This is a genomic window from Flavobacterium limi, assembly GCF_010645075.1.
Lineage (GTDB): Bacteria > Bacteroidota > Bacteroidia > Flavobacteriales > Flavobacteriaceae > Flavobacterium > Flavobacterium limi.
In genome coordinates this window covers 865459-887056 of record NZ_JAADZV010000001.1, presented here as the reverse complement: position 1 = coordinate 887056, position 21598 = coordinate 865459, and the positions used below count along the sequence as shown (strand labels likewise).

Below are 21598 nucleotides of genomic sequence, written 5' to 3'. Positions count from 1 at the left end.
AAGAATTAAATCAAAAATCTAATTTCAAACTTAATTAAGTAAAAATGACTTTATTAAAATATAAAAAACTTCTTTTTATCATTCTCACAATCGGACTGGTTTCATGTTCCAGTCCGTGGGATGATAAAGAGGATAATGGTGATGCAAATTTAAATGAGACGCTAAATGAGGCTATCAGCAATACACCGGAAACAGCTGAATTTGGTAAATTATTAGCTCAAACAGGTTACGACAAAATATTGGCGGCCTCTAAAACCTATACTGTTTTTGTACCAACAAACGAGGCTGTGAAAGCCGTTAGTACAACAATATTAAACAACCCGGAAGCACTTAAAAAATTTGTTGAAAACCATATTGCCTTAACTTCTTATTCATCTGTTAGAAACAATAATGAAGAAAGAATCCAAATGTTAAACGCCAAATATTTAACATTCAAAGGAAGCACAACAATAGGTGATGCCACTATAGTTACTGCAGATCATTATGCTGCCAATGGCGTATTTCATGTTGTTAATAAAGCCCTTGCTCCAAAACTGAATATCTGGGAATATGTTACTTCACAAGCAGGTACTTCGGCAATGAGTAATTATTTATTAAGTCTGAAAGAATTTAGTATTTACGATGCAGATGCAATTGCCAAATCTACTGCCGCTCCTGGTTTTCTTGCAGATTCCTTATCAAACTCATTTTTAAAAAATGTTTACAATCTTAACAACGAAAAGAATTCCTATACCCTTTTCTTAATGGAAAATGATGGTTTCGATGCCGAAGTAACAAAAATGATACCTTATTTGAATAAACCATCTGCAGATCTTACTGCTATTTATTCAAAATATTTTACAGTAAGAGACATGGTTTTTCCAAAAGCCTATACAAAAGAGGCACTGCCTGCTAAATTAACATCCAGATTTGGTGTTGAGTTTGATGTGGACAAAACACAGATTGTAGGAGAACCAATTGTGTTAAGCAACGGGATTGTCTATATCATGAAAAAGGTAGATGTTAAACTGGAAAAACGTTTAGTTACTACAAAGATTGAAGGAGAAAAAAATATCGCATATTATGGCGTTCGCAGCAGAATGCTTTATCGTGATAAAAAAGGGCCAATTAGTCTACTCTACCCGGATGGTCTTTACAATGATCTTATGGTAGAACTTCCTGCCCTGCCGCAGTTTACCCTATTTTATCATGCAAATGATATGTTCAGTACCAAATACAAGATATACTGGAGAGCCATAAACGACAGAACGGCAAATCTTTTTGAACAACAATTGGCTATTGGCGGAACAGTCAACCAAACTGCAACAGGATTCCCTTTAGTCAATATTACAAAAACATTTCCAATGGTTATAGTGCCGCTTAATAATTATGAAGAGGTAGAAATAGGTGAATTTACATATACTACCGCAGGTAGTAGTGGTCTGATTTCTCTAATAGGTGGCACAAAATCAACCAGTGCCCTCACTCTCGACTATTTGAAATTTGTTCCTGTTGTCCCTTAAAAATTAATATTTTATAAAGAGTTAATTATGTTAAAAATTATAAAACTAACTTGCCTTGTAAGTCTCTTTTTTGCCAGTAGTCTTGAAGCACAATTATACGCCCAGGAAGCTCAGGATTCAACTGCAGCAGCTCCTCAGAAAAAAGTACAGGGAATTTTAGTACAGGGTGTTGTTAAAAGTGCGAAAACTAAAGCACCTCTATCAGGAATTAATATCACTGTCGAAGGATTTTCTGCAGCCATTACAGAAGATGACGGTACTTTTGAAATTGGAGTACCCAATTTAGAAGCACTTCTTACTATAAGCGGTCAGGATTTTCAAACCAAAGTTTATGCTGTTAAAAACAGAAAATCAGGTTTAGAAATAGTGCTTAATGGAGCCAACTACTCTCCTGCTTATCAAATTGCTAATTTACCATCCGGTAATATCATGCAGTACAATAATACGAATGCAGCCAATGTAGTTGACTTCGAAAAAGATCAATGGTCAAGTTCTGTAACCGAATCTGTAGCTGGATTTCTTCAGGGCAGAGCAACAGGACTGAACAGTGTCAGAAATTCCGGTGCCCCCAACGCCGGAAGTTATCTGGCTTTGAGAGGTTTTAATTCCTTATACGCAAGCAACCGACCTTTAATTATTGTCGACGGAATGATCTATGATGATGAAGATTACGGATCCGGAATCATACAAAACAACAGTTCTTCTCCTTTAACAAATATTGATGTTAAAGATATTGAGGATGTTACGATTATTAAAGATGGTACTTCCTTATACGGAACCAAAGGAGCAAACGGAGTAATAAACATTACCACTACCCGTGCCAGCGAGTTATCAACTAAAATTGATTTCACGATGTATGGTGGGGTTAATCAAACTCCGGATGAATTGCCTTTGCTTGGTGCAGATGCCTATCGTACTCACGTTTCTCAGTTAGAATCAAGCCGTGGTTTGTCTCAGGAGCAAGTTGCTTCTTTACCTTACATGAATGATCAGATTGGTTCTGTTGGATATTACAAATATCATAACCAGACCAATTGGCAGGAGCAGGTTTTTAACTCTAGTTATAATCAAAATTACTTCTTAAAAGTTCGTGGAGGTGACGATATTGCAAAGTTTGGTTTATCTGTAGGCTACTTAGACAGCCAGGGAGTTATTAAAGGTACAGATTCAAAACGTTATAGCGTTCGTTTAAATGCTGCGCTGCGACTAACAGAAAAATTAACTGTAGATGCTAATCTTTCCTTTATTAATAATCAGCAAAATCAGTGGAATCAAGGTTTTGCTTATAAAACAAGCCCATTATATTTAGCATTGACAAAATCTCCTTTTTTAACTTATAATGATGTTAGCGATACAGGAGAAGTTTCACCTAATTTTGCCGATACAGACTACTTCAATGTTAGTAATCCAAATGCTATCATGGCAAATGGATTTGCTAAGAACAATAACTATCGCTTTTTTGGTAATTTAAAATTTAACTATGCCTTAAACAAAGCATGGAATATTACTTCTGTAGTTGGTTTGAATTATAACAAGGAAAGAGAATCATTCTTTCTTCCTGATATGGGAGTTGCAGATCTTATTTTACCTACTGCTATTGGAAAAAATCAATCAGGAAGTGAAGTTCAGATTTATAACGGTCTCTATACAGATACCTTTGCGAGTTACTTGAAAAACTTTAATAATGATCATAATTTAGATGTTCGTTTTGGATTCAGGGCTCAAACCAATAAAACTGAAAGTGATTTAGGTTTAGGATACAATTCTTCTACTGATGATTTTACAAGCGTAGGAGCAGGTTCCAACTTGCTACGTCAGGTTGGAGGAGCATTGGGCGAATCGAACTGGATGAATATGTATGCCAATGGAAACTATAATTTCCGTAATAAATATTTTTTAACGGCAAGTTATGCTGTAGATGGTTCCAGCCGTTTTGGAGATGATGCATCAACAGGAAAAAGCAAATATGCTTTGATGACTTCCATTTCAGGAGGCTGGTTAGTATCTTCAGAAAATTTCATGAAAGATATAAAGGATATCGATTATCTTAAACTTAGAGTTGGTGTAGGTACTAGCGGAAACGATGATATTGGTAATTATACCGCTCAAACGTATTATGTTTCTCAAAATTTATTGGGAATGCAAGGTTTGGTTCGTGGTAATATTGGAAATCCTGATTTGCAATGGGAAACCGTTTTAAAAAAGAATTTAGGTGTGGATTTAGGTTTGTTCAAAGAACGCATCAATCTTTCTTTGGATTATTATCGTAATAAAACATCCAACATGATTACCTACGAAACAATCGCTGCTGAAAGCGGATTTGATTATGTAGTTACCAACGGTGGTGCAATGCGTACCTATGGGACTGAAGTTGCTTTGAATACCCGTGTTGTCAACACTAAAGACTTTACTTTTGATTTTGGACTTAATGTAAGCCATTATAAAAACAAAGTAGAAAGTTTACCAAGCGGAGATATTCTTACGCAATTTGGCGGAGCGACTTACTTAACATCTGTAGGCAAAGATGCCAATTTATTTTACGGATTAAACAGTAACGGAGTATACAGTACAACAGCTGAAGCCAATGCTGACGGATTATCAAGACGCTTAACAAATGGAAGTTTAGTTCCGTTTAGCGGCGGAGACATGCGTTTTACAGATGTTAACGGAGACAAAGTAATCGATGATAAAGACCGTATGGTTATCGGAAACCCGAATCCGGATGTGATAGGAAGTTTTAGTACAAATTTCAATTACAAAAGATTTAGCCTTCAGGCATTGTTTAACTTCTCTGTTGGTAATGATCTTTACAATGGAGTACGTTACAATCTTGAAAAAATGAGCGGATATGAAAATCAAAGTATAGCTGTTGCAAACCGATGGAGAGCCGAAGGCCAGCAAACAGATATGCCAAAAGCAGCCTGGGGAGATCCAATGGGCAACGCAGAATTTTCAGACAGATGGATTGAAGATGGTTCTTACTTAAGATTGAAAACCTTAGTATTAGGATATAATATACCAACGAATAGTAAATATGTAAAATATATTCAACTGTATGCTACTGCCAACAATTTGGTTACTTTCACCAAATATCTTGGATACGATCCTGAATTTAGCGCTACCTCATCTATTTTTGGACAGGGTGCAGATATCGGTCTGGTTCCTCAGTTTACAAACTATCAGCTTGGATTACGCTTAGGGCTTTAAAATTATTATTACAACATACAACAGACCAATGACAACAACAATAAGAACAAGAAAATCGACCAAGGCCATGTTATGGGTATCAGTACTGTTACTGAGCCTTGGCTCTTGCGAGCAATATCTGGATGTAGATCCTCAGGATAAAGTAGCCGAAGAGCAAATGTACCGTAATGTATATGATGCTGACGCTGCTGTTATAGGGATTTATGGAAAATTCATGGGACTTGCAAAAAAATACGTGATCCTTAACGAAATGCGTGCAGATTTAATGACGACAACCAATAATTCTGATCCTTATTTAAAAGAACTTTCAGAACAAAATGTTTCAGCAGAGAATCCATATGTAAGCCCAAAAGACTTCTATCTGGTGATTCAGAACTGTAATGACGCCCTTAAAAACTTTGACATTATGGTTGCCCAAAAGAAATTTACGCAATCACAATACGAACAGCGTTATGCTGATGTTGCCTGTATCCGTTCCTGGATTTATTTACAATTAGGAATTCAATATGGTACTGTACCTTACATCACGGAACCTTTGGCAAACATAGAGGATGTTAAAAATATTAATAAATTCCCGAGGCTTTCTTTTAATGAGCTTCTGGATGAATTAGTAACGTTTACTGAGGGATTGACTTATAAAAAAATATATGACTCAGGAAGCAGCTTACTAGTAACGGTAGACGGCTATAACACAGAGAAGTTTTTTATCAATAAAGAATGTTTATTGGGCGATTTACAACTCTGGAAAGGAAATTATCTACAGGCAGCTACGCATTACAAAAATGTAATGGAAACCGGAACTCCAAGAAACGATGTTGACATGTATAGAATTAAATATGCTGAAGTTGTAACAAACAATGACTTGGCGGTGGGCTATTTAAGATATTACGAACAGGATGCTACAACATTGGTAGATAACAATACGCAAGGCTGGAGATCTATTTTTGGAAGAGACAGAGATGTATTGTGGAACACAGAATGGATTTGGTCATTACCTTTTGATAGTGATTTTGCCCCTAAAAATCCATTTATTGAAATTTTTTCAAAAACAGGCGGGAAATATTTAGCAAAACCATCTAAGCGAGCAATAGATCTTTGGCAAAGTAACACACAAAGCAATGGTTTCCCTTACGATGCACGTGGACAAAAATTCACTTACAAAATGGTGGGTGGCGAACCTGTCATCATGAAATATATTTATAAGTATGAAGCTGCAGCCAATACCTTTAAAACAGATGGTGACTGGTTTTTATACCGTGCAGCCAAATTGCATCTGCGTTATGCCGAAGCAGCCAACAGAGACAATCAACATAAAATTGCTGATGCCCTTTTAAATTTTGGTATACAAGAAGCCTATACCCCTGCAGGATACAATAATAGTACTGGTGATGCTACAGATATTAAGCAAACCAAACTTCCTTTTCCATATGATTTTGATGCGCGTCAGGGTGACTTCCCATCTTTTAGAGCAATCTGGCACCGTGGGGGTGGTATCCGCGGTCGTGCGAGACTTCAAAGAGCTGAAATTGTTGGAGATCCTTTGATTTCTATAGAAAATAATATCATTAACGAAGCAGCTTTAGAATTAGCGTATGAAGGAAATCGCTGGGAAGACCTGGTACGTATTTCTTTACGTCGAAATGACCCTGCTTTTCTAGCTGATAAAGTATATGAAAAACTTAGTAAGGAAGGAAATGCAAATGCTGCTGAAATACGTTCTAAATTAATGAATGTTAATAATTGGTATTTGCCTTTTACATGGTAATATTTTATAAAACCAGGAAATAGTTCCCCAACCTATTTCTATTAAAAAAACCTTAGCATAAATAATTAGCTAAGGTTTTTTTTTAGGAGCTAATCCAGCCATCCACTATATCTTTGCCTGCTTAAAGAAAGCAGTCAAAGGATGCCGTTCCTGTCTGGGCTAGGGCAGCTGTTTTCAAATGAGGTTTTATTATAAAAGATTATTTTTTAGGCTATTAAAAATCTAAAGCAAAATCGCTAAAAGCCCTTTTTTCATAAAAAGCAGCATTAAATTTATACAGTTTATCTGTCTCTTTAGATACATTTTCTTTCTTTTCCTTTAAGGGAACCAGTACTTTTTTCTTCAAAAATTTTCTGCTAAAACTCTCTTTATCCGTTTCTATTCCTAAAATTCCTTTGTAAAGATTCATTAATTCTGTTATTGTAAATTTCTCAGGAAGAAGAGTAAAACCTATTGGAGACTCCCGCACACTTGTTTCTAACTGATACAAACTGTAATCTAAAACTAAATTATGATCCTGAATTAAATCAGGAACTTCTGTAATCATAAACCATCTTTGGTATAAATCTACTCGCCCGAATTTCACTCTGTGTTCTTCGATATTAATGACAGTATAATATTGTAAGCTTTGAGAATTTTCATCGGCTCCGGTTAGCTGTTTTAAGGACGCATTTTCAAAATTACCAAATTCATTTAATAAATCCATAGCAGCCTCATCTGCTTTCTTTACATTTTTTGCAATACCGGATATAAGCCCCCATTTTGTCCCTACTCCTTTATTTTCTCTTGCCAGGAGTACTTTCAAACTTCCGTTATCATAACCGAAAACTACACAATCAATTGTGACCTCATTCATAACTAATCGCCTTTGTATTAATAAAATAGATAATATTTCAATTAAAGTTTATTATCCTATTACAAACATATTTTATTAAATAAACTAAACCGTCCTGTCCTGTCCTGTCATTATTGCCGCTTAAAAAAAGTTTAAAATAACATCTTAATTCTTTCAAAAAAAAAAAGCACTCCAAAAGGGAGTGCTTTAATTTATATTCTAAAAAAATGCCTTAGTCTAAGCAAAACCATTCCTTTACATCTTCAGCAATCGTCACTACTGCTAAAAGATCTTCAAATTCATTTGTTGACGGGTTATACTGATATTCTTTTTGCCATTCTTGATAATGCAGAGCCACGTTTTGTATTGCATCACAAATAAACAAAAGTTCTTCATTTGTCATCGTGGGATGTAACGACAGACGTACCCAGCCCGGTTTATTGCTTAGATTTTTATGAAGGAGTTCATTAGTAATATCGTGAGAAGCTTCTTCATCAATATCAAACAAATAATGTGCATAGGTACTCGCACAGGACCAGCCTCCACGAACCTGGATTCCGAAACGGTCATTTAAAAGGCGAACGATTAAATTGTAATGGATATTCTCTATTGTAAAAGAAACACAGCCAATTCGTTCATTTTTCAAATCGCCCAGAATAGACAATCCATGTACTTTTTGAAGCTCTGAATAACAAAGCTTCAACAACTCTTTTTCCCTGTTATGAATATTCTCTACTCCCATCTTTTCTTTGAGTTCCAGACACAAAGCAGTACGCATGACCTGCAAAAAACCAGGTGTACCGCCATCTTCTTTTATTTCTATAACATCACTGTAATGATACCCTCCCCACGGATTAGTATATTTTACATTTCCTCCGCCGGGATTATCCGGAAAATTTGAATTGTATAATTTTTCATTAAAAACCAAAACACCGCAAGTTCCCGGACCTCCTAAAAATTTATGGGGAGAAAAGAAAATCGCATCCAAACATTCTTCTGGATCTTTAGGATGCATATCGATTTTCACGTAAGGTGCCGAAGCTGCAAAATCAACAAAACAATAACCTCCATGCTGATGCATAATTTTTGCCAGTTCATGATAAGGTGTAATAATTCCGGTAACGTTAGAACATGCTGTAAAAGAACCGATTTTCAAAGTTCTATTTTCATATTTTTTAAGTTCAACCGCAAGTATTTTCGAATCAACCAGATTATTTTCGCCGGCAGGCAAAACCACCACGTCAGCAATGGTTTCATACCATGGAACCTGATTCGAATGGTGTTCCATGTGTGTAATAAAAACTACCGGTCGTTCATCATCATATTTCAGGTCAACATTGTAAATATTATCAGCAGAACGCAATCCCATAATACGCTGCAGCTTATTCAGGGCAGCCGTCATTCCAGTTCCGGTTGTTACCAAAACATCTTGTTCATGGGCGTTAACATGCTTTTTGATTAGTTGTCGGGCATGTTGGTAAGCATAAGTCGATGCTTTGCCTGTTTCACTTGAAAAAGAGTGTGTATTGGCAATCATCGGACCTATCTTATTGAGCATAATATCTTCAATCGGAATGTACAGTCTTCCGCTGGCAATCCAGTCGGCATAACGTAATTTTTGCGTTCCGTAAACCGATTCGAAAGTATGGTTCACCCCAATTATGTTGCCTCTAAACTTTGAAAAATGTTGTTCTAATTGCGTTGTCTCAATTTTGTTCAGAATAGTATTCATCCTTTAATTTCTTTTAAAACAGCTTATTTTTTAAAATTTTTAATTCCGCTTTGAAGCCAGTTGTAATAGGCTGTAATATCAGGATTGTAAGCAGAAGGCTCAGTCAGATTGGCACTTTTATGATCTACAATTACATAAAATGGCTGTGCATTGGCTTTATAGGTTTTAATCTGCAGATCGCTCCATTTATTCCCAATCGTTTTGATTTTCTTTCCGGTAGTTTCAGAAACATACTGCTCGTTTTCAGGCAATTCTTTTTTATCATCAACGTACAGTGAAATCAATACCACATCATTGTTTAAAACACCTAAAACTTTAGGGTCTGACCAAACCAGTTCTTCCATTTTTCGGCAGTTCACACAGGCATATCCCGTAAAATCAAGCAATACTGGCTTTCCTGCTTTTTTAGCAAACTCCATTCCTTTGTCATAATTATGAAAAGTAATGATATTGTGCGGACCATATTCTGCTCCTTCAGGCAAAGGTGCTTTTGCTGAAGATTCACTTTTAGATCCAAATCCATCCGGAGATTCGCTATAATGCATTGCCGGAGGAAATCCGCTGATTAATTTTAAAGGTGCACCCCAAAGTCCGGGAATCAGGTAAATAGTAAATGCTAAAACAACTAATCCAAGGCTTAATCTTCCAACAGAAATATGATTTAAAGGCGAATCATGCGGCAAGGTAATTTTTCCGAATAAATAAAAGGCCAAAGCCCCAAAAACGGCAATCCAGATAGCCAGAAAAACTTCTCTTTCCAGCCAATGAAGCTGTAAAACCAAATCGGCATTCGATAAAAATTTAAAGGCTAAAGCCAATTCTAAAAAACCCAAAACCACTTTTACCGTATTCAGCCAGCCTCCGGATTTTGGCAAAGCATTCAGCCAGCCCGGAAAAGCTGCAAATAATGAAAACGGCAAAGCAATCGCAATCGAAAATCCTAACATTCCGACAATTGGAGCGATTCCTCCTTTTGAAGCTGCTTCAACCAACAATGTCCCAACAATTGGACCTGTACAGGAGAATGATACAATCGCCAAAGCCAGCGCCATAAAGAAAATCCCGATCAGTCCTCCCCTGTCTGCCTGTGAATCGACTTTGTTCGCCAATGCATTCGGCAGCATGATTTCGAAAGCACCTAAAAATGAACAGGCAAAAACAACCAGTAAAATAAAGAAGATAAGGTTGAACCAAACATTTGTTGAAAGCGCATTCAGCGAATCGGCACCAAAAACCGCGGTTACAATTGAGCCCAATAAAACATAAATAATGACGATTGAGAACCCGTAAATCAGGGCATTTCTAATTCCAGCCGCTTTTGTTTTACTTTGTTTGGTAAAATAACTTACAGTCATCGGAATCATCGGAAAAACGCAAGGTGTCAGCAAAGCCGCGAAACCTGAAAGAAAAGAAATGATAAAAATACTCCATAATCCTTTTGAGGATTTTGGTGTTGTATCGGCTACTTCCGGAGATTTTTCTTCTTTAAGACTCGGAGTTTCATTTACTGCTGCTGTATCATTCTTAATCGAAGCTGTATCAATTTTTGCAGTAGCGGTTTCTTCGGCTACATCCACTTTTGAAGCCGGAATTTTAAAAACCAATTCTTCTGAAGACGGCGGTAAACAATTACTGTCATCACAAACCATAAATTCAACCTCAGCATTGAGAGTTGTTATGGAACCTGAAATAACTTTGATTTTTTGGGTAAAAAGAGCCTTTCCTTCAAAATATTTAATCTTCATGTCGAAAATTTTATCCTGAACTTCATGTCCTTTTTCTTCTGTTGTTTTACCTATTAATTCGAAATTTTTATTCGGATTTTTAAAAGTGAAAGCAGTTCTCGACGGTCCTCCTTCTTCGATATATTGTCCATATAAATGCCAGCCTGACTGAATTTCGGCCTGAATTTTTAAAAGATATTCTTTTTCTGAAAGTTGTTCTGCAGAAGTTTTCCATTTTACGGGATTATACATCTGCCCAAACATGCCCGCACTCAGCAGCAGCATGAAGGTTATTATGCTATTTTTCATTGGATTTTTGATTTGATATTTTAAAAAAAGAGCTGTCCGAAAACAGCTCTTTAGGCCTTTCAACAAAATAATTAACTAATCATGATTTTGTAAAAATGAAAGACTGAATAGCTTATTTTAAAGGATTTCCGTCTTTGTCAAGTGAACCTGCTTTGATGATGATCATTTTATCTAACTGAATGTATTTTTTAATCGCATCATTAACCTGTTTCAAAGTCACTTTCTCAATATCATTCGGATATTGTTCAATGTAATTTGGCTCTAAACCTCTTTCTACAAAACTCAAAATCGTTCTCGCCATTCCGTTTGTAGTGGACATTCCAACTTTAAAACTTCCAATCAAATTTGTTTTTTTGTTCTCCAATTCAGTCGCTGTAATTCCGTCTTTTACCCATTTATCCACCTGAACCATAGTTGCATCCAGTCCTTTTTGAAATAAATTTGGATTGAAAGAAGCATTTACCATCCAATAACCGCCTGTAGTAATATTTCCTCCCATTCCGGATGAAATGCTGTATGTTAAACCGTCATTATCACGAACAGTCTGCATCAAACGACCAGCAAAACCGGCTCCTAAGGTATAGTTTGCAATGTAAAACGGAATATAATCGGCATCGGCTCTTTTTAAACCTGTGTATTGCCCGATGTATAATTCGGCACTTGGTTTTTCGGCGATGGTAACTACTTCTGTTTTAGGAGCTACTTTTACAGCATCTTCAAATTTTAAAGTTTCAGAAACACCGCCATTCCAGTTTTTGAATGATTTTTTCAAAGAAGCATTCAAATTGGCACCTTCTGTATCTCCCACAATTACCAAATGCATCGAAGCCGGTCCGAAGTATTTTTTATGAAATGCTTTTACCTCATCCAGAGTAGCATTTTTGATGTTATTTAAATTGTCTTCAACACTTAAACTGTAATTTGGATTTCCTTTTGGATAAATCGCCTGAGACAACGCAATTTCGCCTCTTTCACCTGGATCATTTAGGCTTTGCTGAGTGTTTCCTGTGTACTGTTGTTTCAGGTTATCGAATTCTTTTTGGTCAAATAAAGGATTACGAATTTCTTCGGCCAATAAAACAATAACCTGATCCAGATCTTTTTTAAGACATTTAAAACCAATGTTTATTTTAGTTGTTGAAACACTTACATTCAGATTCACCCCTAATTTTTGCAATTTTTCAGAGAATTTGAATTTATCATTCAGCGTAGTTCCTTTTGAAAGCATCGAAGCTGTCAAAGAAGAAATCATCGGATTTTTGGTTTCATTAATGAAATTTCCTAATGAAATACTGGCTGCAACGGTAACAAAATCCTTAGCAGATGTTTTTACAGAAACTACGTCAATTCCCGCTACTTTTTCTCTTTTGTAAGCTGAAGTCACTTTTTCAATTGCATTATGATCTTCTGCTGATATTGTTGCTAATGTTGTTTCTCCTTCAAAATTCTCATATTCAAAAGCTTTTTCAGCATCATTATGTTCCGGATGTCTGTAATAAAACGGCTCGTTTTCTGGCATAAAATTCTTTGCCTGCGCTGTATCCTGATTTTGAGTTCCGGATTGTTTCGGAATAAAATAGCCTGTTGTACTTTGATCTTCCACTAAATACTTTTGAGCCACACGCAAAACATCAGCCGGTGTTACTTTTTTCAAGCGGTCTACTCCTGTTACAAAATCTGTCCAGTCGCCTGACGCAATAGCTTCGTTCAATTCTGAAGCAATAACGCCCGAACCGTCACGGGCTAAAATAGTCTGTGCACTAATTTTGGCAACAACCCGGTTTACCTCATCCTGAGTAACGCCTTCTTTTTGAATTTTAGCCACAACTTCGTTTATTTTAGCCTCTATATCTTCATGTTTTGAAGTGGTTGGAAAACCAACTCCAATCGTAAAAAGACCTACTTCTTTAAAATTCGTTGCACTTGCGTATGAATAAATTCCCATACGGGTATCTACAAAAGTTTTATTCAAAATTGCCGAAGGTCCTGCTCCGATTATTTCGCCCAAAATATTCAGAGCAGGTAAATCTTCGTGTAAAGCACCCGGAATTTTATAGGCTTTATTCACTACCCCTAATTCGCCCGGTTTTTTAACAATAATTTTTCGCGGTCCATATTGTTCCGGTTCTTCAGTATAAGGTTGTGGCAAAGTGTGCGGTGCTTTTGTGATTCCGCCAAAATATTTCTCGATTAATTCAAATACATTTTCTTTTTTAAAATCACCAATAATGGTTAAAGTCGCATTATCAGGCCAGTAATAGGTATTATAGAAATTACGTAAAACCTCAATTGGCGCTTTTTCAATATCCGATTTCCAGCCAATTGTAGAATGATGGTACGGATGCGCAATGTAAGCCGAAGCCCAGATTTCTTTATCCAGTAAACTGTTCGGATCGTTTTCTCCACGTTCAAATTCATTGCGGACAACGGTCATTTCTGCTTCTTTATCTTCTTTGGTCAATAAAGAATTACGCATTCTGTCGGCTTCGATTTGCAATGCCAATCCGATTTTATCACTTGGAAGCGTTTCAAAATAATTCGTTCTGTCGTACCAGGTTGTGGCATTTAACTGAGCACCTGTATTTTGAAGCACATCTGTAATCGTAGTTCCGCTTTTTTTATTGAAAGTTGGCGTTCCTTTAAACATTAAATGCTCCAGAAGATGCGTTGACCCCGTGTTTCCTAAAACTTCATGCTTTGAGCCAACACGATACACGATTTGTACAGTTGCAACCGGAGAAGCATTATCCTGCAAAAGCAATACATTCATACCGTTCGGCTGGTATAAATATTCTTCTATCCCGCCTAATTCTTTGATTTTTTTAAAGTTAACCGATTTGCTCTGCGCAGAAACAAGCGTACAGAAAGCCAGAGAGCAATAGCCCAGAAAAATGTATTTTTTCATTTGTTTGATATTTTTAAAAAGAATATAAATGATAATTTAAACACATAGAAATATAGAAAATAGTATATTTCTATGTGTTTAAAAGTTTTTATGACTTGCTGAAAATTTCTTTCAGTTTGGACTGAAGTTCAGCTTCTCTAAGGTTTTTAGCCACGATTTTTCCATCAGGTCCGATCAGATAATTGGTTGGAACTAATTTTACACCGTATAAAACAGCAGCTTCATTTTTCCAGCCTTTCAAATCAGAAACATGCGTCCAGGTAAGACCGTCTTTTGCGATTGCTTTTTCCCAAAGATTCTTTTTATCATCTAATGAAACGCCTAAAACTTCAAAGCCTTTGTCATGGTAAGTTTTGTAGGCTAAAACTACATTTGGATTTTCTTTTCGGCATGGGCCACACCAGCTTGCCCAAAAGTCAACCAGTACATATTTTCCTTTATAATCTGAAAGTTTAACCACTTTTCCGTTCACATCTGTTTGTGAAAATTGCGGAGCTGCAACACCAATGGCTGTTTTATTGTTAAGTTCGATTCCTTCTTTTATTTTTTTACCAAAATAAGATTTTTGTACTTCCGGGCTTAAAACAGCAAAATATTCTTTTACCTGTTCCGGAGTTCCGTAGGTTACCAAACGATCGTCTAAAACCAATGCGCCTGCAAGCTGATCTTTGTGTGATTTGATAAATTTGAAAGTCAGATCGTCTGCCAGAGTCTGCAAATCCTTCCATTTTTTATCCATCATAGTTTGCTGCTCAGCAGTAAGTTTTACTTTCCCTTTTTGCGACAATGAATCTGATAATTTATAAATTGGTCCTGCAACATCCTGAATCTTTTTGAATTCATTTTTGTAATACGAAGTATAAATAGAATCCTGAATTGCTCCGGCCAGTTTTGCATTGTAAATGGTGTCTTTATGAGCGGTAAATGCAATAGTTTCATTACCTAAAACAAAAACTTTCCCGTATTCCTGTCCTTTTAGCTTGATACTGTATCGCAAAGGCTCTTCCACTTTTCCTGCAAAGGTAAATTTACCGTCGACTATTTTAGCAGAATCTTTCACGATAGACTGGTCGCCATCCTGAAACTCCAGATAAATCATTCCGTCTTTTTGTCCCGGAATATTTCCGGTGATTGTAAAACCTTCCTCTTTTTTAGAACAGGAAGCGATAATGGCAGCAACTGCTAGGGCAGCTAAACCCGATTTTAAAATGGTACTTTTCATGTTGATATTTTTTATTTTTGAAATAATTCAGATTAAGACTTCAATAACTCTTTTAATTTTGCTTCTAAAGCTTCTCCACGTAAATTATCAGAAACGATAACTCCTTTATTATCTACGAGATAAGTGGCCGGAATTGTTTTTACATTAAAAGCTTTGCTCACCTTGTCATCATCATACAAATTTGGCCATGGCATATTCTCCTGTCCTAAGGCTTTTAACCACAATTTTTGGTCTTTGTCAATAGAAATACTCAGCACTTCAAATCCTTTGTCAGCATAAGCTGTATAAGCATTTTTAAGGTTTGGAATTTCTTTACGGCAAGGTCCACACCAGGAAGCCCAAAAATCGATCAGTATGTATTTTTTGCCCGAAACAATGTCTTTTACACTCTTGGCATTTCCGTCTTTATCATTTAGTTGAAAATTAGCAACGCTGGTTCCAATCAATGATTTTGGATTGATTTCTTTGTCAACCAATTGTCCGTAGTAGCTTTTTTTAGCAACTTCTGAAAGCTGTTCAAATTCAGGTTTTTGGTCCGGAGTTAAATACGAATATTGTGTCATCATAAAAAGTGCTCCCCACCAGTTTGTTTTGTGTTTTGCAATAAGGTCTTTTGTTGTTTTTTCTACTTTTGTAAAAAAGGCTTTTTCATCTGCTTCAAATTTTTTCCATTGTGGCGTATTGTAAACAGAATCCAGCAATTTCTTGTTATTCTCCTTTCTGGCTTTACCAACAATGTTGCTTAATTCATCAATTCCTGCATGATAAGCCTGGTAGTCTTTTTCTAATTCTTCTCTAAAAGCTGTTTCTTTTACAAAATAATCGTTTGATTTTGAACCTGAAATTACTTTGTTTTTAAATTCAATTCTTCCTCCTTCTTCTTTAAAATTTTCGGCAGTAGCAGTTACTTTAATTTTTGAATTTTCAACCAATACCTGTATAAAACCTTTATTGTCTCCAAATACTAATAAAAATAAACGAGGTTCATTTAATTTTCCGGCAAAAGTAAATTTTCCGTCTTTTACAGTTGTTTCTGCAACTGGTTTTTCAGAATCATGCGTTGCTCCCGGAAGAAGTTTTACAGCCATTCCGTTCTCCAAACCTGTAATATTTCCTTCGAGGGTATAAGATGCCGGAGCTGCTTTTTTTGTTTGTGCTTCATGATTATAAGAAACCATTAATAAAGCGCACAATGCTAAAATTTTAAATTTAATTGTTTTCATTTTGATTGATATTTTAAGTGAAAGCTTCCTTTTCAGACAACATTCCTAATCAGGAAGCTTTGGGATTTTTATTTTGCTACGTTTTGAGTAATCGTTCCGTTACCCGGATTTTTTACAGCCCCTTGTGGGAAAGGCATTGTCCACATGTGAGAGTTCGATGGTAACGTATATGTTGTTCCACTGGCTACTTTGGAGAAACTCACAGGATAAACACCTTCGGCATTTAAACGGCGTGCATCTGCAAAAGGAATCAGCGTATTAACAAGTTCGTTATTTTTTGTTCTGTAAATAGCTTTCAAAGCAGTTGTTTTGTCTGTAGTCGAAATATCCTGATAAGAAACCGGAAGAATACGGGTCTTACGAACAGTATTCAAAACAGCTAATGCATCACTGATTTTATTATCACGAGCCAGACATTCTGCTTTGATCAGATAAACTTCCACAGTTGTAATACCGCCAAAATTAAAAGCACCTGACAAGGTTCTTCTAAAATACGTTTCAGCACCAACCGTATACGTTTTCCAGCGTGAAAGGAAACGTGCATCTCCTGCTTCAAAACGCTGTGCACGTTCTACCGGAATACTGTTTTCTGTGGTCAAATAATCAATAGCCCCATGACGATAATTATAATTCTCTACGTAATTATATCCCATTGGCGATACAAATGTGGTGTAATTACCCGGAGTTTCAATCAGGGTTTTATTTGAATTATAAAACGCAATCCAGTCATAGAGTTTATTGTTTTCAGCCAGTGCCAAATCTGCATATTTCAAAGCTTCTGTATAATTGTTCATCTGAAGAAAAACCCTTGCATAAAAAGCATAACCTGTACCCAGATTTGGATGTAAAACCGTCTGGGAAACTTTTGGAAGGTAAGGCAGGGCTTCTTTAACATCATTCAGAATAAAATCATACAATTCCTGAATGGTTACCTGTTTACTTGGTGCATTGATGTTAGCACTTGTAATTAATGGTACAGATAATTTTGTAGTAGCCGTAGAAGCAACATACGTATCTGCATAAAAATTAACCAGATTAAAGTAATTCATGGCACGTAATACTTTTGCTTCTGCCCAGACAATTCTCTTTTCTGCTTCAGTTGCATTTGTTGTGTTTAATGCATTTTCGATAATTAAATTAAAAGTCGAAATTGCCTGATAACCTGCATAATAAGTCGTTTCATCAGATACTTTCAAAGCAATTCTGTCGGCATTCTGATCCCACATATAATTGGCATTGATTAGTCGGTCACTTGATAACGTAGCCAGTGTTACATACTGGTCATTTAACAGTTGTGAAGCGCCAGTAATGTTTACTCTGTGATTGGTATATTCATCACGTAAAAAAGCTTCGTAATCTGCTAATGTTGTAGGTATTTTGGATCCTTTGGGTGCATCGTCCAAATAATTTTCGCAAGACGCAAAAGTCAATCCTAAAGCGAACAAGCACACTATTTTTTTATATATATTTTTCATCTTCCCGTCTTTATAAATTAGAAATTAACATTTACACCCATGACAAAACTCGGAGACTGAAAACCACCTAACATGTATTTAGCATCCCTGCTTTTGGCCCATGTGTACACATTTTCGGCATTCAGATTAAAACGTACATTTTGTAATTTCACTCTCTGAATAAGATCTTTGGGCAATTGATAACTCAATGAAATGTTGCTTAATCTCACATTTGAAGCATCCAGAATATTGATATCTGCATACGAATAAATCGTACGGGAATCTGAATTGAAATCTGCTTCATACTCATATACAGCTCTTGGCACATCTGTAAAAGCCTCGTCACCTGGCTGCATCCAACGGTTAGCAATATTATTGTTCACCACTGTAATGTCTGTTACATATCCGCCCGCAGCACCATTGTAGTTATTGGTTAACATTGGCAGGAATGTATTTCTTACTTTATGCCCTAACTCATAAATAAAAAGTGCAGAAAGTGAGAAGTTTTTATAGTTCGCAGAGGTATGGAAAGATCCACTGTGTGTTGGAACTGTTGAACCAAAGTCTTTTATGGCCTCAATCTCACCCGGGTTATATTGCACTGCAGTTCCCGAAGCATCATATACCTGAGGTACTCCTGTATTGCTCAAGCCTGCCCATTTGTAACCATAAATAGAGTTAAAACTGGTTCCAACCCTTGGGAAAGCCTGAGGATAATCTAACTGTAAGAAATATACAGGAGCTTCTACATCTACATTATCCACATTATTTTTGTTATACGCATATAAAACAGTTGCATCCCATGAAAATGAAGGCGTTTTTACGATAGCTCCGCTTAAACTAACCTCGATCCCTTTGTTGGTCATTTCTCCATTATTGGTATAATAAGTAGAGTATCCCCATCCCTCAGTTGGAATTCCCTGACTGCTCGCTAATAAATCTTCGCCTTTTTTGTTGTAAAAGTCTACTGTACCGCTTAATCGGTTTTTGAATAATGCGAAATCTAATCCGATGTTGGTTGTAGTTGTTTTTTCCCAGGATAATTCAGGATTTGGTCTGGAACTAACGCTTCCCTGATTTCCTCCAACGTTTGAATTAGAGTTGTAATAAGCCGTTAAATATGGTGCTGAATTTTTAGCAATATTTCCACCGATACCATAAGAAGCACGAACTTTAAGCGCATCTACCCACGAAACTTTAAAAAATGATTCTTTATCAATATTCCATGCCACACCTGTTGACCAGGTTGGTTTGTTCTGATATTTACTGTCGGTTCCCCAAAGATTGGAACGGTCCCAACGCAAACTCCCTGTTGCAGAATACTTTCCGTCATAAGTATAACCACCTGTTCCGTATACCGACACATAACGGTTGATCAATTCTCTTTCTAACGAAAAATCATTTTGTGTCATAGATCCGCCAAACACACTTCCGTATACTTTAAGCAAGTCAGCCTGATTAACTGGTGCAAAACCTAAAGTCTGGTCGTCGTAACCATAACGTGTATTATCTGTATACTCTAGTTTTGTATGACGAATTTCCATACCTGCAATGGCAGATACATCATGTTTTTCATTAAAAGTCTGATTGAAATTTAGCTGTTGACGGAAATTGTAAGCGTTATTATACTGATTGGCTTCTTTTATAATGTCTCCGTAAGGCAGGTTATAAACCGGTTTGTTATTTACAACAGTTACCATACCGTTTACTTTGCTTCTCACATAGTAGGATTCTTTTTCAAATACCTGACTTGTACGATCAGCACCATATTCGTACTGGAACATTACGTTGTAATTAAATGCACGGCTGATCTTTGCATTAAATTTAGCAAACGTTCTGTTTAAGAAATTTTTGCTTTCAATCAGGTTTCTTCCAAACTCGTCCATTGGTGTGATGTCCATGTTGTAAAGACCATAATTTTGTAAAGACTGAAGCGTAAAAGCATTGTAACGGGATGCTGCTGTAGAAACAAAATTTGTCCCGTCGTTATTCACCAATTGATTGTATGGCATATATTTAAATCCGGGTCCTGAAATGAAATCCGGACTCGAAGCAAAATAACTCTGCGTATCTCCCTTACCATAATTAATATAAGTTCCTAAATCCAAAGAAAGCCAGTTGTTAATCTGGGTTGTATTTTTTAAGTTAATACCAACTGACTCATTTTCTGAATAAATATCTTCAAGCTGATTGTTTCTATAGGTCAAAGAGGCATTAAAAGTATTGTTTTCAGTAGCTTTACCTAAGCTCACGTTGTGCTGCATTAAAAATTGGTCACGCTTTGCATATCTGGCAATATCATCAAAATATTTATAACCCTGTCCTGCTAAAGAGTTTAAGCGGTTATTGGCTTCTGTCTGCGAAATATTTCCGGCATATCCGTTTAAGATCGTCTGCATTCCTAAACTTGTAAATACAGCATTGCTTAATAATGACTTTGCATAAGTGCCTGCATTTGCGCCCTGTAAATTAGGGTTTCCTGCTGCCCAGCCTTTTTCTAAACCAATAATATCGGCAGCATCAGTAAGGTTTCCTGTGTAGTTTCTGTAAGGTGTAACTGTTAGGTTGCTTGAAAACGAAATATTTGTTTTTCCCGCTTTGGCTTTTTTAGTGGTAATTACAACCACCCCATTGGCAGCACGTGCTCCGTAAATCGAGGAAGCTGCTGCATCTTTTAAAACAGTAATGGTTTCAATATCTTCTAAATTCAGGTTGGGCACATTTTCGTCAAGATTAGAAAACGGGGTTAATTTTGTATTCTCAACCGGGAATCCATCAATAACATATAGCGGAGTTGTTGTTCCTGTCATAGTAGTAGTTCCACGAATTTTACCATCCTGATACCCTACAATACGACCTTCTAAAATTGAGTTTAAACTGCTTAAACGCTGTTCCTGAAAATCCTTTGCTTTTAAACTTGAATAAGCTCCTGTTGCTTTTTCTGCCGTAATATTCTGATATCCAGTAGTCAAAATCACTCCTTCTAATTCCTGAACATCTTCTTTCAGTACAACATTGATAACGCTTCTTCCTGCTACTTTTATTTCCTGTCTTACGTATCCTAAATAAGCAAAAGCCAAAGTGGTTTCGCTTCCCACAGTTATAATTTGATAGTCACCGTTAAAATCAGTCTGAACACCTCTTCCGGAACCATTATCCGAAATTGCTGCACCTACTAATGGCATTCCTTTTTCATCTGTAACTCTACCTTTTACTATGAAATCCTGCACTTCTTTTACCGGCGCAGGTTTCTCAACCGGTGCTTTTTTAGGGGTTAAAACAATATGGGATCCGCTCACTTTAAAATCGGTTCCTGAATCCTTAAAAATGGTATTCAGTATCGTTTCAATAGAAGCATTAGTTAAATTAACATCTATTTTGCGGTCTAAATCTACCGATCTTACGTTATATACAAATCTGTAATCACTGGTATATTCGAGCTTTTCAATTGCTTTTCCAACTGTCATGTTGTTGGCACTGAAAGAAAGTCTGGCCTTTTGAGAATAGGTCACACCTGCCTGCATAACAGATAAAGTGGTTAATAATAATAATGTCGTCAATTTCATCTTCAAATCGAATTTCAAAAAAGGCTTGTCAAACCTGATTTTGTTCAATAGTTTTTTCATACTTTTAAAATGTTTTTTAGTGTGATTGGTTAATTACTGATCGCATCTTATTTGCCGGGAAATGTTGGCGCATTTTCCGGTTTTTTTTAGATAA

11 protein-coding genes are annotated in these 21598 nt (G+C 36.4%); 3 read left to right on the top strand and 8 right to left on the bottom strand.

Annotation, left to right across the window (positions count from 1 at the left end):
• Positions 1 to 44: 44 nt before the first annotated feature.
• The 3 genes from GXM16_RS03880 to GXM16_RS03870 are packed head-to-tail and all read left to right on the top strand — an operon-like array spanning position 45 to position 6474.
• Positions 45 to 1502, top strand: a complete 1458-nt coding sequence (locus GXM16_RS03880) for a fasciclin domain-containing protein (protein ID WP_163392898.1) — start codon at positions 45 to 47, stop codon at positions 1500 to 1502.
• A 27-nt stretch (positions 1503 to 1529) separates the two neighbouring features.
• Positions 1530 to 4709 (top strand): SusC/RagA family TonB-linked outer membrane protein, encoded by a 3180-nt coding sequence (locus GXM16_RS03875; RefSeq protein ID WP_163392896.1) that lies wholly within the window; start codon positions 1530 to 1532, stop codon positions 4707 to 4709.
• Between the two features lie 28 nt (positions 4710 to 4737).
• Positions 4738 to 6474: a RagB/SusD family nutrient uptake outer membrane protein gene (locus GXM16_RS03870; protein ID WP_163392894.1), complete on the top strand. Its 1737-nt coding sequence runs from the start codon at positions 4738 to 4740 to the stop codon at positions 6472 to 6474.
• A gap of 214 nt (positions 6475 to 6688) precedes the next feature.
• On the opposite strand, the gene GXM16_RS03865 is transcribed toward GXM16_RS03870, so the two are convergent.
• From GXM16_RS03865 to GXM16_RS03830, 8 genes are all read right to left on the bottom strand, one after another.
• Positions 6689 to 7330 (bottom strand): NrtR DNA-binding winged helix domain-containing protein, encoded by a 642-nt coding sequence (locus GXM16_RS03865; protein WP_163392892.1) that lies wholly within the window; start codon positions 7328 to 7330, stop codon positions 6689 to 6691.
• 211 nt (positions 7331 to 7541) lie between these two features.
• Positions 7542 to 9041: an aminotransferase class V-fold PLP-dependent enzyme gene (locus GXM16_RS03860; RefSeq protein WP_163392890.1), complete on the bottom strand. Its 1500-nt coding sequence runs from the start codon at positions 9039 to 9041 to the stop codon at positions 7542 to 7544.
• A 23-nt stretch (positions 9042 to 9064) separates the two neighbouring features.
• The gene (locus GXM16_RS03855; RefSeq protein WP_163392888.1) at positions 9065 to 11074 is read right to left on the bottom strand and encodes a protein-disulfide reductase DsbD family protein; all 2010 of its coding nucleotides are present in this window, start codon (positions 11072 to 11074) and stop codon (positions 9065 to 9067) included.
• 112 nt (positions 11075 to 11186) lie between these two features.
• Positions 11187 to 13979 (bottom strand): M16 family metallopeptidase, encoded by a 2793-nt coding sequence (locus GXM16_RS03850; RefSeq protein ID WP_163392886.1) that lies wholly within the window; start codon positions 13977 to 13979, stop codon positions 11187 to 11189.
• Between the two features lie 88 nt (positions 13980 to 14067).
• Positions 14068 to 15201, bottom strand: a complete 1134-nt coding sequence (locus GXM16_RS03845) for a TlpA disulfide reductase family protein (protein ID WP_163392884.1) — start codon at positions 15199 to 15201, stop codon at positions 14068 to 14070.
• Positions 15202 to 15233: 32 nt separating this feature from the next.
• The gene (locus GXM16_RS03840) at positions 15234 to 16424 is read right to left on the bottom strand and encodes a TlpA disulfide reductase family protein (RefSeq protein WP_163392882.1); all 1191 of its coding nucleotides are present in this window, start codon (positions 16422 to 16424) and stop codon (positions 15234 to 15236) included.
• Between the two features lie 68 nt (positions 16425 to 16492).
• On the bottom strand, positions 16493 to 17899 hold the full coding sequence (locus GXM16_RS03835; RefSeq protein ID WP_163392881.1) for a RagB/SusD family nutrient uptake outer membrane protein: 1407 nt from the start codon (positions 17897 to 17899) through the stop codon (positions 16493 to 16495).
• 17 nt (positions 17900 to 17916) lie between these two features.
• Positions 17917 to 21504, bottom strand: coding sequence for a SusC/RagA family TonB-linked outer membrane protein (locus tag GXM16_RS03830; RefSeq protein ID WP_163392879.1), 3588 nt, complete (start codon positions 21502 to 21504; stop codon positions 17917 to 17919).
• Positions 21505 to 21598: the final 94 nt, after the last annotated feature.

Excerpts from the sequence above, each read along its gene's own strand:
- GXM16_RS03840 (WP_163392882.1), bottom strand. The coding sequence starts at position 16,424 with ATGAAAACAATTAAATTTAAAATTTTAGCATTGTGCGCTTTATTAATG.
- GXM16_RS03860 (WP_163392890.1), bottom strand. The coding sequence starts at position 9,041 with ATGAATACTATTCTGAACAAAATTGAGACAACGCAATTAGAACAACAT.
- GXM16_RS03830 (WP_163392879.1), bottom strand. The coding sequence starts at position 21,504 with ATGAAAAAACTATTGAACAAAATCAGGTTTGACAAGCCTTTTTTGAAA.
- GXM16_RS03835 (WP_163392881.1), bottom strand. The coding sequence starts at position 17,899 with ATGAAAAATATATATAAAAAAATAGTGTGCTTGTTCGCTTTAGGATTG.
- GXM16_RS03870 (WP_163392894.1), top strand. The coding sequence starts at position 4,738 with ATGACAACAACAATAAGAACAAGAAAATCGACCAAGGCCATGTTATGG.
- GXM16_RS03880 (WP_163392898.1), top strand. The coding sequence starts at position 45 with ATGACTTTATTAAAATATAAAAAACTTCTTTTTATCATTCTCACAATC.
- GXM16_RS03845 (WP_163392884.1), bottom strand. The coding sequence starts at position 15,201 with ATGAAAAGTACCATTTTAAAATCGGGTTTAGCTGCCCTAGCAGTTGCT.
- GXM16_RS03865 (WP_163392892.1), bottom strand. The coding sequence starts at position 7,330 with ATGAATGAGGTCACAATTGATTGTGTAGTTTTCGGTTATGATAACGGA.
- GXM16_RS03875 (WP_163392896.1), top strand. The coding sequence starts at position 1,530 with ATGTTAAAAATTATAAAACTAACTTGCCTTGTAAGTCTCTTTTTTGCC.
- GXM16_RS03855 (WP_163392888.1), bottom strand. The coding sequence starts at position 11,074 with ATGAAAAATAGCATAATAACCTTCATGCTGCTGCTGAGTGCGGGCATG.
- GXM16_RS03850 (WP_163392886.1), bottom strand. The coding sequence starts at position 13,979 with ATGAAAAAATACATTTTTCTGGGCTATTGCTCTCTGGCTTTCTGTACG.